A 13,641-nucleotide genomic window follows, 5' to 3' on the forward strand; every position below is an offset into this window, starting at 1 on the left:
TCTCAATACTGAGACGTTTTAAATATAAATTTCCACAAGATTATTGCATGTTTTTAGCTTCAATACTTAACGTAGCATGAGGCACAAGCTCTAGTCTCTTTTTGTTAATTAATTTTCCTGTTACGCGACATATACCGTATGTTTTATTCTCGATACGAATAAGCGCATTCTTTAAATCACGAATAAACTTCTCCTGACGAATAGCTAATTGAGAATTCGATTCTTTACTCATAACAGCACTCCCCTCATCAAAAGCCTTAAAAGTTGGCGACGTATCTTCTGTACCATTATTGTGGTCATTCATATACGCACTTTTAATAAGCTCTAAATCATGTTGTGCTTTCTCTATTTTATCAGAGATTAATTGCTTAAATTCTGCTAAATCTGCATCCGAATATCTTACACTATCTGTCATAATATTAATGTTTTTGGATAAATAATTTGGTATTTACATCATCAAAAGCAATTTCTATACCATCTTCTAATTTATCTATTATTTCTAATTCGTTAGTTAATGTTTCCGATTTAATGTAAGTCATATTTGCATCAACTGCATTAACAACTTGCACATCTTTTTGAAGCGTTACATCAATTCTATCAGTAACTTCAAAACCCGAATCTTTTCGCAAATTTTGAATACGGTTTACTAATTCTCTAGCAATACCTTCTTGTCGCAAATCGTCAGTTATAGTTACATCTAAAGCCACTGTTAAAGCACCTTCGTTTGCCACTAACCACCCTTCAATATCTTGCGATGTGATTTCTACATCGGTTTGCTCTAAAGTAATATTTTTTCCGTTTACTTCAACGTCTAAAATACCATTTTGTTCTATTTTTTTAATATCCTCTGAAGTAAAGTTATTAACTACTTGAGCCACAGCCTTCATGTCTTTTCCAAAGCGAGGACCAAGCACTTTAAAATTAGGTTTAATTTGCTTTACTAAAATATCTGAAGCATCTTCAAGAACTTCTATTTCTTTTACATTAACCTCTGATTTTATAAGGTCTGAAACAGCCAATATCTCATTTTTTTGAGTTTCACTACTAATAGGAATCATTATTTTCTGCAAAGGTTGCCTCACTTTTATCTTCTCTTTAGCTCTTAAAGACAAGACCAAAGATGAAATAATTTGAGCGCTTTCCATCTTACGTTCTAATGACTTATCAACATAAGATTCGTCAAAAACAGGAAAGTCAGCCAAGTGAACACTCTCAAAAGTTTCCTTTTTCGTAACCGCATTTAAATCTAAATACAACCTATCCATAAAAAATGGTGCAATAGGCGCGCTTAATTTCGCAATAGTAACCATACAATTATAAAGCGTTTGATAAGCTGATATTTTATCTTGTTGATAATCCCCTTTCCAAAAACGTCTTCTACTTAAACGTACAAACCAGTTACTTACGTAATCTTGTGTAAAATCTGAAATAGCTCTAGCCGCTTTTGTCGGTTCGTAATCTGCATAATAGGCATCCACTTTTTGAATAAGCGTATGTAATTCAGATAAAATCCAACGATCTATTTCAGGTCTTTCATTTAAAGCAATATCTGTTTCACTATAACTAAAACTATCAAGATTAGCATATAATTGAAAGAAAGAATAGGTGTTATATAGTGTCCCAAAAAACTTACGCTTTACTTCTTCTACGCCTTCTAAATCAAACTTTAAATTATCCCATGGATTTGCATTTGAAATCATGTACCAACGCGTTGCATCGGCACCATAATTACCTAAGGTTTCAAAAGGATCGACGGCATTACCAAGACGTTTGGACATTTTCTGTCCATTTTTATCCAAAACTAATCCGTTAGATACCACATTTTTATAAGCAACCGAATCAAAAACCATGGTTCCTATGGCATGTAAAGTATAAAACCATCCACGTGTTTGATCTACACCTTCTGCAATAAAATCTGCTGGGTATGTCGTTCCTTTATCAATTAAATCTAGGTTTTCAAATGGGTAATGCCATTGTGCATAGGGCATTGACCCTGAGTCGAACCAAACATCAATTAAATCGCTTTCGCGGAACATTTTTTGACCTGTTGGTGATACCAATACAATATCATCAACTATATTTTTATGTAGATCAATTTTTGCATAGTTCTCTTCTGAATGGTTTCCAACTTCAAAATCTACAAAAATATCTTCAGTTAAAACACCTGCTGATACAGCTTTAGCCATCTCACCTTTTAGTTCTTCCACAGAACCAACACAAAGCTCTTCCTTACCGTCTTCAGTTCTCCAAATTGGCAATGGAATTCCCCAATAACGTGAACGTGATAAATTCCAATCATTGGCATTTGCTAACCAATTACCAAAACGCCCTTCTCCAGTACTTTTCGGTTTCCAATTAATTGTATTATTAAGTTCATGCATTCTATCTTTTACATCTGTTACCTTAATAAACCAAGAATCTAATGGGTAATACAAAATGGGTTTATCTGTACGCCAGCAATTTGGATAGCTGTGTTTATATTTTTCAACCTTAAAGGCCTTGTTTTCTTCTTTTAATTTGATAGCCAATTCAACATCAATAGAACGTTCCGGTGCTTCACCATCATTATAATATTCATTCTTAACATACTTTCCGGTAAACTCAGCCATCTCAGGTCTAAATCTACCCTGCAAATCCACTAATGGCACCAAATTCCCATTATCATCTTTAACTAACATTGGTGGCACTTCTGGCGTTGCTTGTTTTGCAACTAAGGCATCGTCTGCTCCAAAAGTTGGCGCAGTGTGTACAATCCCTGTTCCATCTTCCGTAGTAACAAAATCTCCAGAAATCACTCTAAAAGCATCTTGAGGATTATCGTGAGGCAATGCATAAGGCAATAATTGTTCATATCGAATACCTACCAAATCTTTACCTACAAATTCTTTTATAATATAAAAGGGTATCTTTTTATCACCTGAATTATAAGATGATAATTCAGACTGATCATTTACTTGATTGAACTTTCCCGAAAATTGGTAGCTAACTAATTTCTTAGCTAACACCACTTTAACTGGTTCAAAAGTATATTGATTAAAAGTTTCAACTAAGACATAATCTATCTTAGGCCCTACGGTTAACGCCGTATTACTTGGTAACGTCCAAGGGGTTGTGGTCCAAGCTACAAAGTGTATATCACCTTCATTTTGTAAAAAGGCTGGCAAGGTATTAGCAATAGCTTTAAACTGTGCAACCACTGTAGTATCGGTAACATCTTGATAAGTTCCTGGTTGATTCAACTCATGAGAACTTAAACCAGTTCCAGCTTTTGGTGAGTAAGGCTGAATCGTGTAACCTTTATACAGTAGGCTTTTATTATATATTTGTTTTAATAACCACCATACAGACTCCATATATTTAGGCTCGTAGGTAATATACGGGTCATCCATATCTACCCAATATCCCATTTTTTCCGTCAAGTCATTCCATACATCTGTGTAACGCATCACTGCCTTTCTACAAGCTGCATTATACTCTTCAACCGAAATGGTTTTACCAATATCTTCCTTTGTAATACCTAATTCTTTTTCAACACCTAACTCAATAGGCAAGCCATGAGTATCCCAACCAGCTTTACGCTTTACTTGGTATCCCTTCATGGTCTTGTAACGTGGAAAAATATCTTTTATAGCCCGTGCCAAAACATGATGCACTCCTGGAAGTCCATTTGCAGATGGAGGCCCTTCATAAAACACATAAGGTTTTGCTCCTTCTCTAGTAGATACACTTTTCTCAAAGATGTTATTTTCTTGCCAATATTGCAGTATACTATCTGCTACATTTGGCAAGTCAAGTCCTTTATATTCAGGAAATTTCACGCTCATTTACTATTGATTCTTATAAGTTCGCGAATTTAAGAAATTTTAGTAAAAAAGAAGTTAAAATTAGAACGAAGTAATAAACTTAATATGCTGATAAGACTTTTTAAATTAAAGAATTCAAACAATGAAATCTATCAAATCCTCAATTTTAGAAATAAGTTGAATTCTAATCACCGTATTTTTAAGTGAAATCTTATTGTACTTGGACACAAAAATAGTTGTAAAGCCTAGTTTTTCTGCCTCTAAAATACGCTGCTCCACTCGTTGTACTGGACGGATTTCTCCTGAAAGCCCGACCTCAGCAGCGAAACAATAATCTTTTTGCAAGGATGTATCTTCATTTGAAGACAATATAGAGGCTACAACTGCTAAATCTATGGCAGGATCATCTACCGTAATACCTCCAGTTATATTTAAAAAAACATCTTTAGCTCCCAAACGAAAGCCTGCTCGTTTTTCTAAAACAGCTAACAACATATTCAATCGTTTAGCATTAAAACCCGTAGCACTTCTCTGCGGAGTACCATAAACGGCAGTACTTACCAAGGCTTGAACCTCAATCATAAGCGAACGTAAACCTTCTAGCGTAGCCGCAATAGCATTACCCGATAACTCCTCATCTTTTTCTGAAATAAGAATTTCAGACGGGTTAGAGACTTCACGTAAACCCGAACCTTGCATTTCATAGATACCTAATTCATTCGTAGATCCAAATCGGTTTTTATGTGCCCTTAAAATCCTAAAGACATGATTACGATCACCTTCAAATTGTAACACAGTATCTACCATGTGCTCTAAAATTTTGGGGCCTGCTATGTTACCATCTTTAGTAATATGGCCAATAAGTAAAACGGGGGTTGCTGTTTCTTTGGCAAACTTAATAAGTTCTGTAGTACATTCTTTAATCTGAGAAATACTCCCAGAAGAAGATTCGATATAATCACTATGCAAAGTTTGAATAGAATCGATAATTACTATATCAGGTTCTAAAACTTCAATTTGCTTAAAGATATTTTGAGTTTTTATCTCAGTTAATATGTAACAATTACTATGGTTTGGGTTTATTCTTTCTGCCCTCATCTTTATTTGCTTCTGACTTTCCTCACCAGAAACATAAAGCGTTTTATATGGCAGTTTCAATGAAACTTGTAGTAACAACGTACTCTTCCCTATACCAGGTTCACCACCTAAAAGTGTCAAAGACCCTGGAACAATACCTCCACCCAAAACACGATTAAACTCACCATCGAAAGTATCTAAGCGTGGTTCTTTTGAAGTATCAATCTCGTTAATTCTTAAAGGGACAGAAGCTCTTTTTGCTTTTGAAGTAGGTAATTTCCAATCACTTTTTTCCGGTTTCTGCACAAGCTCCTCAACAATGGTATTCCATTCCTTACAAGCATTACATTGCCCTTGCCATTTAGCGTATTGAGTTCCACAATTTTGACAAAAAAAAGTAGTTTTTACCTTAGCCATTAATTAATATCCAAAATCTTCTTTTATAGATTCTGCACGGGCCAGCGCATCATCTTTTGTTATACCAGCTATTTCATCTTTTAAAACAGCCGACTGAAATGTACGCATTGCTTTTTTAGTTTCTCCTGTTTCTTCCAAAAATCTTCCTAAATAATACGTGCCCAGCATAGTTTCTGGATAAACTTTCCTCGCAATTTTACCAAGTTCATCATATTCTTCGAATAATTCTTTCTTTTCAATAGCCGCTGCAATAGCTTTAAAATCATTGACTAATATTTTTTTATCTATGCCATATACCTCATAAATAGTTTCATACTTTTCCTTTAAATACACCACAGGAGAGATTTCTAAATTAAGAATAACCTCTTTATATTCCTTTTTAGTAATAGGCACAAAAACTTTAAACATTTCTTCTAAAGCGTTGGGAATAGCATGAGCTGGTACACCGTAATGTGACGGACTTTCAAAAGAGTCAAAATCATATGACAAATTAGTATTTTTAATAGCAGCAAGATCCCGATTTAGGGTTTCCGTCATTTTTTTTATTGAAGCAGAATCATTAGTAGTATTGGCTAAATAATAAAATGTTTTAGATTCTATTTCGCTTAGTGCGCGCGGTAAATAATCGACCATGTTAGGCGCTAATTCTGGACTAATAGCAATGTAGCTTTGAAACAAAGGGTCTGGTTTCAATAAATAATAGTTTATAAAATTAGCCGTCTCACCGTGTCCTACGGCCACTCTAAATTCTCCTGCGCGATATGTTTTTTCAATATAAGGAATAAGTTCCATGCCTATAAATTCAAAAAATGCAGCACCTCTTTCAACTGGAAAAGAATTTTGATCAGAATACATACAATCATCAAAACGCTTACCCCACTGATTAACACCAACCACAATGGCTTCTGGCATATCTTCCCAATAAGAATAATAATCAATATTTCCTGCGACAGCCTCGAACATATAATCCCCATCTAATACCACGAACAATGGGTAAGTTTTATTTTCATTTGAATCGTAATTTCTTGGTAATTGAATTTTCAATTGACGCTCTTCTTCTAATTTTGAAGACCGAATTGTTTCATATTTAATTTGAGCGAAAACGCCTTTTGGAACAAAAAATAACGTTAGTAGGATAACAGCTAGATGTTTCATTTTTATTTAAATTTGAGGTTTAATACTAAAAAGTAAACTATTTTTAATCTAAGATGCGCTCATAACTCACGACCTCTTCTTTCATTTCTTTACCCGCCACAGCTGGCTTGTAATTTTCAAAAACTTTTTCAACGCCTCGCGCAACTCCACTCATAACCATTGTATGATGTGACATATCGATAAAGTCATCAAAATAAAATTTAAAATGATTATTGTGGATATATTTTAGCTCTTTATTTACATTCAATGCATGGACTCTTCTTGATTTGGAATCGTTCATTGAACTGGCTATGTAATAGATAACATCACTATTCAAAGATTGAACTCTTTGGATAATTTTTTCGCTCATATCTTCTGTAAACTCAGGACTTAAATTCACGTATGCTTGAAATAGTGATTGTTCGTTTAGTAAAAATGAATTCATAAGGCTAGCACTGTGTTTATAACCAACAACAACTCTAAAATTATTTGAATTAAATTTTTGATCTAGATATGGCAACAACTCTTCTCCAATAAACTTTGAGAATTTAGCATCGTAACCCGATACTGAACTGGAGTTGTTATCCCCAACTTTGCTACCATTATAATTGGCTCCAACTATAATAGCTCCTGGCATATTCTCAAAATAAGCTTGAAAATCTGTTTGACCGATTACTGGTTTTAATAAATAATCTCCATCAAGTACTAAAATAATTGGATACTCTAAATCGCTATTTTCACCGTAATTTTTTGGTAATTTAATACTTATAGATTGCTTTGAATCCAGCACTTCAGAATCAATAGATTCTTGAGCTGTTTGAGCCATAACACTTCCATAAACAAATAGGAAGAGAACAAAGAGTAGGTCTTTCTTCATAATGTAGGTATAATTAGATTTGGTGCGTCAAAGATAATAAAATATAGATAAAGTGTTTATTTTTTTCGACGAAATGCAATAATTAAAATCTATCTTCCTTGATTTCGTATATTTTTTCGAGTAAAATATCCTTATCTATAAATTGAGAAGGTTTTAGCAACAAACCAGACTGAAACCTTTGTAAAGCTTTTTTGTAACTTCCAATGGCATCATAATAAATGCCATAATAATAAGCCCCTATCATTGATTCTGGGTAAGTTTTTCGAGCCAGTTTTGCCAATTTCAAAAGAGATTCATGATCGTCTCTCTTTTTACATGCAGCCGCAATGGCTCGTAAATCATTTTCTATTACAACTTTTTTAAATCCGTAGAAAAACTCAATCTCTTCATACTTTTTCTCTAAATACTCGAAAGTCGATCCTGTATAGGTTACCAACTCTTCCGAAAATTCCTTTTTACTTATAGGTTTATAGAGCTCAAATATTTCGTTCAAAGCACTAGGAATAGCGCGTCCTACAAGCGTGTAATGATTTGAATCGATAAAATCATCAAACTTATAATCGATGTTTGGGTTCGAAAATTTCTTTAATTTAGCGTTTGCTTCAAGAATAGAAGTTCGTAAAACTCTTATGTCCCCATCACCTGTAGCCAAATAATAGAACAACTTCTTTTCTCTTTCTATATTTGACAACCTTAAACTTAATCTATTTGATATTTCTGGTGCAAAATCAGGACTTATAGCTATATAGGCATCAAATATTGGCTCTTCTTTAAAAATATAATAGTTAATAAAGTTGGCTGCTAAATCATGTCCTGCAACAACCCTAAACGGCGATGTTTTGAACTCTGAATCAATATATGGTAATAACTCCATGCTTATAAATTCAAAAAAAGTCGCGCCGTCTTGAGATGGTAAATATGTTTCCGAGCTAAATTCAAAATCCGTAAGCCGCGTTTCTGCTTGATTTACCCCAACAATAATACAATCTGGAATCTCGTCCCAATAAGCCTGATAATCAACATTTCCAGCAATAGGCTCAAATAAGTAATCGCCATCAAAAACTATAATAACCGGGTATGTCATATCGTCTTCAGCATTATAATTATTCGGCAACCGAATCTTTATTCCTCTTTTTTTACCTAATTTATATGAATCAAATTCCTCAAATAAGGTTTGAGAATGAGCCATGTTATACAAGACGATAAAACAAACAAAAACTAATTTTAATTTCATTGAAAATACATTGATTTAGGCACCCACAAGTTAACAAATAGTTTTAAAGTAGCTCACTATTATTTTTTCCTATTATAAATAGGCAAATACGTTAACGACACTCCTCCAAATACAATTATTAATAGCGTTTGAGAGGCCCACATAATCCAACCAAAAGCAATACTAGGCTCTTCGGCTATTCCAAAAATTGAAAACGCCGCATATATAGCCAGAGGATATGATCCAATACCTCCATTTGTAGCTGCTATACTAAAGCTTGCCGAAATAAACCCAATTAAAATGGCTCCTAAAGACACCCCTTCTAAGTCCTTAATTGCAAATGAGGTAATATAAAACATAAGTACATACATACCCCAAATAAACAAAGTATGAAAAATAAATGCCCATTTCTTTTCCATTTTAAAAATACTAAATGCTCCTTCGATTAACCCATGAATAAACGACCTCATTTTTATCGCCAATTTAGACTGGCTCTTTTTAATGAATTTAAAAAACAATAAAACTATTACAAAGGCAAACGTAAGCATCAATAGTATTTTGGCTGGGTCAAACCTTTCCACTAAAAAACTGTAAATAAAATCGAATTGAAGAAATAACGTAATTGAAATTATACCGAGCATAACGATCAAATCTGCTATACGTTCTGCGACAATAGTCCCAAATCCTTTTTCAAATGGCACACCCTCATAGTTCGTCAGAATTGAAGCTCGAGCTACTTCACCTGCTCTTGGAATAGTATAATTAATTAAATATGTTGCAAAAACAGCCATAATACTATTGCCCAACTTAACATGATAACCCATAGGCTCTAATTGAAAACGCCACCGATACGCCCTAGATAAATGACTCAACAAGCCTAAAAACATTCCTAAAACAATCCATTTATAATTGGCATTTTTGGCATATACCCAAAGTTCTTCTAGAGACACTTTAGACAATGAATACCAAACCAAAAAAACTCCCAATAGGAGAGGGAGTGTGATTTTGATAATATTTTTTAGCTTTTTATTCAAAAGACTATTTCAACAGATTGGTCGCCTCATCCGGAAAAACCAATGACGGTTTAAAAGTTTTAGCCTCTTCAATATCCATAAAGGCATATGTAATTAGTATTAAGGTATCTCCAACTGAAACTTTACGTGCAGCAGCACCATTTAAAGTAATTTCCCCTGTATTTCGAGGTCCTGGTATACAATATGTTTCTAACCGTTCTCCATTGTCATTATTTACGATCTGAACTTTTTCTCCTTGTATAATATTGGCAGCTTCCATTAAATCTTCATCAATGGTAATACTACCTATATAATTAAGTTCTGCACCAGTGCATTTAACTCTATGAATCTTAGATTTTACTACTTGAATTTGCATGCGGCAAAGGTAATTAATTTAATGCGATATTATCAATTAGTCTAATATCATCTGCATATACAGCAATAAAGGCTCGATATGCTTTTTTATTCGATTTACGTTTAACAGGTTTTAAGGTTTTGGCATCTGCAATAATGAAATATTCTAAATCTAACAATTCATGACTAGCAAACTGTGCCTCAACCCATTCTGTTGTTTTATTAGCACTTTTTGTGCCAAATTTTTCTTTGGCAGTATTTAATGTCCTATAGATTAAAGGTGCCGCCTTTTTATATTCGACCTTTAATCTGGTATTGCGTGAGCTCATTGCCAAACCATTGGCTTCCCGATGAATAGTACAGCCCACAATATTTACAGGAATCTGATACTTTTCAACTAGTTTTTTAATAATTGCCAGTTGCTGAAAATCTTTTTCTCCAAAATAGGCGTTATCAGGTTTTACAATTTCAAAAAAACGTTTTACAATAGTTCCAACACCGTCAAAATGTCCGTTTCTAAATTTACCCTCCATTTCAAATTCTAATCCGTCAAAATCAAACTTTTCAGATACAGGATTACCATCATACATATCTTTAACAGTTGGAGCATAAACCAAAATAGAATCTTTGCTTAGGGTTTTTAATAAAGAAACATCCTCTTTTAATGTTCTAGGGTATTTTTCTAGGTCATCACTATTATCAAACTGAGTAGGGTTTACAAAAACGCTTACAACTACTTTCTCGTTTTCAGACAGAGCCTTTTTTACTAATTGCAAATGCCCTTCATGCAATGCCCCCATAGTAGGAACCAGTCCTATTTTCAAGTTTTCAGCTCGTAATCTATCGAGAGTTGATGAAATTTGCTGTTTTTCTGAATAAACTTCCACAATTTAATATAAAATTAACGCTTGCAAACTTAAGATTTTACCCGCAATTAGCATAAATTTTTGTATTTTTGCGTGTTTTTTATTTTCAACAATCAAAAAAAGCAGAACCCTTATAATTGAGCTTTATAATTTTCTTTTAGAAATAAAGAGATTTGTTATTGCCATTTATAAAGTCAAGTTTAAGTCAAATAAACCAAACATATGAAAGATAAGAGGATATTATATGTATCATCTGAAGTAGTGCCCTATTTACCTGAAACTGAAATTTCTTCCATGTCTTTTGAAGCACCTCGAATGGTGAATCAACAAGGTGGGCAAATAAGAATTTTTATGCCTAGGTATGGCAATATTAATGAAAGAAGGCATCAATTACATGAAGTTATAAGATTATCTGGAATAAATTTGGTTATCAACGACTTAGACATGCCCTTAATTATTAAAGTAGCTTCAATACCAAAAGAGCGCATTCAAGTTTATTTTATTGATAATGACGAATATTTCAAAAGAAAAGCAACTTTGACTGATGAAGACGGCAAGCTATTTTCAGATAATGATGAACGTGCTATTTTCTTTGCAAAAGGTGTTATTGAAACCGTTAAAAAATTAAACTGGGCACCCGATATTATTCATGTTCATGGTTGGCTAGCTTCTTTATTACCATTATATCTTAAAGAATTTTACAAAGACGAACCTTTATTTAGCGAAAGTAAAGTTGTAACATCTATTTACAACCAAGGGTTTGATGGAGCCTTGAATAAAGATTTAGTAAATAAAATTAAATTTGACAATATTGAAGAGGAGGCTATTAAACCTCTTGAAGAGCCTTCTTACAACAATTTAATGAAAATTGCTATTGATTATTCTGACGCTTTAATTGTGGGCTCTGAAAGTATTCCAGACGATTTAGATGCGCATCTTAAATCGGCAGACAAACCTATTTTAGAATACAAAAGTAAAGATGAATTTGGTGAGGCATACACAACATTTTTCAATAATTCCGTTTTAAGTTAAACAGCCTTATTCATTGTAAATAAATATGAAAAAGACAATTAAAGTCCTCAAATTTTCCATTGTTTTTATTTTAACAGCTATCACATTCATTGCCTGTGATAAAGATTTCAATATCATAGAAAGTGATGTTTTAAGTAATGAAAATTTCAACTTTGCTACTAAAGATTCAATATGGCCATTAACCGCATATAACAAAAAATTAGATTCATTACAAGTTAATAATTTAGTTTCAAACCTTCTAGGAGTATTTAATGATCCGGCGTATGGTCCAAATAAAGCGAGTATTATTACCCAAATCACGCCATCTATTTTTAATCCGGACTTTGGAACCGAGCCTGTTATTGATAGTGTTATAATGAGCATTCCCTATTTTAGTACTACCACTAGCACAGATGAAGATGGGTTTCCTATTTATAAGTTAGATTCGCTGTATGGAAATATAGATTCAGATATTAAGCTTACTATTTTCCAAAATGGTTATCTTTTAAGAGATTTTGATCCGAATAATGGACAGGATAACACACAAAAATATTATTCTAACGGAAGTAATTCGGCTAACTCAGCTTTAAACGGCACTACAACAATTCTATTTGATGACCATATTGTTAACCCCGAAACCCCACTATTAAATATTGACTCCTTTATACCAAGCAAGGACCCAATAATTACGACTGTGGGAGAAGGTGAAGATGCTGTAACTACGAGAGGAGAACCTGCATTCAGATACCCCCTTAATAATGAATTTTGGAAGGAAACCATAATCGAAAAAGAAGGCGATGCAGTTTTGAGTAATGCCAATAATTTTCACAACTACTTTAGAGGTCTATATTTTAAAGCCGAAGCAACAAATGAAGACGGAACCATGATTCAGCTAAATCTGGAAGGAGGTAGTATAACACTGTATTACACCAATGGAGAAGAAGGTTCGCGGTCGGAGCAAACTTACACACTAAACTTTTCCGGAAATAAGCTTAATACTTTTATCAATAATTATGATATCACGTTAGTAAATGGCGACAAAACTTTAGGTGATGCAAAATTATACTTAAAAGGAACTGAAGGCTCTATGGCGGTTGTTGATCTATTTAAGGGAATGGTAGATTGTGATGGCGATGGTATAGCAAATGACAATGCTCTTGACTGTTTTAAAAATACATTTCGACAACTTGATGAAGAAGGAGAACCTATTAAAGACCCTTTAACCAATAGGATTTTATTAAAACGAATTATTAATGAAGCGCATTTGGTGATTTTTGAAGATGAAAACCTCCCTGATGATGGTGGGCCTAATGATTATCATTTTTATGATCGTATTTATGCCTATGATCTTAAAAACAATATAACTACTGTTGATTACCAGATTGACCAAACTGAAAACACACAGCAACCGTTTAATTCCAAAATAGTTAGTCTTGGTCAAAGAAATCCCGATTCTGGGAAATATAAAATTCGTGTTACCGAGCATTTAAATAATATTTTAATTAGAGACTCCACGAATACAAAGTTAGGGCTTGTAACATCTACCAATGTAAATTACACTGGTAGTGGTGACATATTAAATAGTAGTGATGAAGTCACAGAAATTCCAAGCGCAACAATTCTATCTCCCAGAGGAACAATTATTTACGGTAGCAAGGGAACAGCCGGAAAAGAAAATAAAAAGTTGCAATTAAAGATATTCTATACAGAATCCAAATAACGATAAGTTATTGGTATTTAGATGAATAATTAGAAATCAAATTGTTTAAAATGAATTTCATCGTATAAATCATTGAGTTCATATAAAAATTAAAACTTCTAGTTATATATTTTACATATTTGTCTTGAATTAAAAACCCTAAATCAAAATAATAAA

Annotated in this window: 11 protein-coding genes; 2 read left to right on the forward strand and 9 right to left on the reverse strand. The window is 33.3% G+C overall.

The window, feature by feature from the left end; all coding sequences use genetic code 11:
* Nucleotides 1–40: 40 nt before the first annotated feature.
* The 9 genes from Q0857_RS02095 to panC form a co-directional block, all read right to left on the reverse strand.
* The gene (locus Q0857_RS02095) at nucleotides 41–415 is read right to left on the reverse strand and encodes a TraR/DksA C4-type zinc finger protein (protein WP_298531426.1); all 375 of its coding nucleotides are present in this window, start codon (nucleotides 413–415) and stop codon (nucleotides 41–43) included.
* Between the two features lie 4 nt (nucleotides 416–419).
* Entirely contained in the window at nucleotides 420–3,824 is a 3,405-nt protein-coding gene (ileS, locus tag Q0857_RS02100) for an isoleucine--tRNA ligase (protein ID WP_298531429.1), read from the reverse strand.
* 114 nt (nucleotides 3,825–3,938) lie between these two features.
* Nucleotides 3,939–5,297 carry a DNA repair protein RadA gene (radA, locus tag Q0857_RS02105; RefSeq protein WP_298531433.1) on the reverse strand — a complete coding sequence of 453 codons (1,359 nt, stop codon included), beginning with the start codon at nucleotides 5,295–5,297 and terminating at the stop codon, nucleotides 3,939–3,941.
* Nucleotides 5,298–5,300: 3 nt separating this feature from the next.
* On the reverse strand, nucleotides 5,301–6,452 hold the full coding sequence (locus tag Q0857_RS02110; protein WP_298531436.1) for an alpha/beta hydrolase-fold protein: 1,152 nt from the start codon (nucleotides 6,450–6,452) through the stop codon (nucleotides 5,301–5,303).
* Between the two features lie 43 nt (nucleotides 6,453–6,495).
* Nucleotides 6,496–7,308 carry an alpha/beta hydrolase-fold protein gene (locus Q0857_RS02115; protein WP_298531441.1) on the reverse strand — a complete coding sequence of 271 codons (813 nt, stop codon included), beginning with the start codon at nucleotides 7,306–7,308 and terminating at the stop codon, nucleotides 6,496–6,498.
* Between the two features lie 82 nt (nucleotides 7,309–7,390).
* A complete protein-coding gene (locus Q0857_RS02120; protein WP_298531444.1) occupies nucleotides 7,391–8,542 on the reverse strand; it encodes an alpha/beta hydrolase-fold protein in 1,152 nt (383 codons plus the stop codon).
* A gap of 59 nt (nucleotides 8,543–8,601) precedes the next feature.
* Nucleotides 8,602–9,555 (reverse strand): lysylphosphatidylglycerol synthase transmembrane domain-containing protein, encoded by a 954-nt coding sequence (locus Q0857_RS02125; protein ID WP_298531447.1) that lies wholly within the window; start codon nucleotides 9,553–9,555, stop codon nucleotides 8,602–8,604.
* Nucleotides 9,556–9,559: 4 nt separating this feature from the next.
* Nucleotides 9,560–9,910, reverse strand: coding sequence for an aspartate 1-decarboxylase (panD, locus tag Q0857_RS02130; protein WP_298531452.1), 351 nt, complete (start codon nucleotides 9,908–9,910; stop codon nucleotides 9,560–9,562).
* A gap of 13 nt (nucleotides 9,911–9,923) precedes the next feature.
* A complete protein-coding gene (gene panC, locus Q0857_RS02135; RefSeq protein WP_298531455.1) occupies nucleotides 9,924–10,775 on the reverse strand; it encodes a pantoate--beta-alanine ligase in 852 nt (283 codons plus the stop codon).
* A 201-nt stretch (nucleotides 10,776–10,976) separates the two neighbouring features.
* Here panC and Q0857_RS02140 point away from each other — a divergent pair, with 201 nt between their 5' ends.
* Both Q0857_RS02140 and Q0857_RS02145 read left to right on the forward strand, forming a co-directional pair.
* The gene (locus Q0857_RS02140) at nucleotides 10,977–11,786 is read left to right on the forward strand and encodes a glycogen/starch synthase (RefSeq protein WP_298531457.1); all 810 of its coding nucleotides are present in this window, start codon (nucleotides 10,977–10,979) and stop codon (nucleotides 11,784–11,786) included.
* A gap of 25 nt (nucleotides 11,787–11,811) precedes the next feature.
* Nucleotides 11,812–13,485: a DUF4270 domain-containing protein gene (locus Q0857_RS02145; protein WP_298531460.1), complete on the forward strand. Its 1,674-nt coding sequence runs from the start codon at nucleotides 11,812–11,814 to the stop codon at nucleotides 13,483–13,485.
* The last annotated feature ends 156 nt before the right edge of the window (nucleotides 13,486–13,641 follow it).

Source organism: uncultured Algibacter sp. (genome assembly GCF_947495925.1).
In the GTDB taxonomy this organism is placed as follows: domain Bacteria; phylum Bacteroidota; class Bacteroidia; order Flavobacteriales; family Flavobacteriaceae; genus Algibacter_E.

What these genes read in the sequence shown, in the direction of transcription:
- Q0857_RS02095 (WP_298531426.1), bottom strand. Translation starts at nt 415, where the DNA reads ATGACAGATAGTGTAAGATATTCGGATGCAGATTTAGCAGAATTTAAG.
- ileS (WP_298531429.1), bottom strand. Translation starts at nt 3,824, where the DNA reads ATGAGCGTGAAATTTCCTGAATATAAAGGACTTGACTTGCCAAATGTA.
- radA (WP_298531433.1), bottom strand. Translation starts at nt 5,297, where the DNA reads ATGGCTAAGGTAAAAACTACTTTTTTTTGTCAAAATTGTGGAACTCAA.
- Q0857_RS02110 (WP_298531436.1), bottom strand. Translation starts at nt 6,452, where the DNA reads ATGAAACATCTAGCTGTTATCCTACTAACGTTATTTTTTGTTCCAAAA.
- Q0857_RS02115 (WP_298531441.1), bottom strand. Translation starts at nt 7,308, where the DNA reads ATGAAGAAAGACCTACTCTTTGTTCTCTTCCTATTTGTTTATGGAAGT.
- Q0857_RS02120 (WP_298531444.1), bottom strand. Translation starts at nt 8,542, where the DNA reads ATGAAATTAAAATTAGTTTTTGTTTGTTTTATCGTCTTGTATAACATG.
- panD (WP_298531452.1), bottom strand. Translation starts at nt 9,910, where the DNA reads ATGCAAATTCAAGTAGTAAAATCTAAGATTCATAGAGTTAAATGCACT.
- Q0857_RS02140 (WP_298531457.1), top strand. Translation starts at nt 10,977, where the DNA reads ATGAAAGATAAGAGGATATTATATGTATCATCTGAAGTAGTGCCCTAT.
- Q0857_RS02145 (WP_298531460.1), top strand. Translation starts at nt 11,812, where the DNA reads ATGAAAAAGACAATTAAAGTCCTCAAATTTTCCATTGTTTTTATTTTA.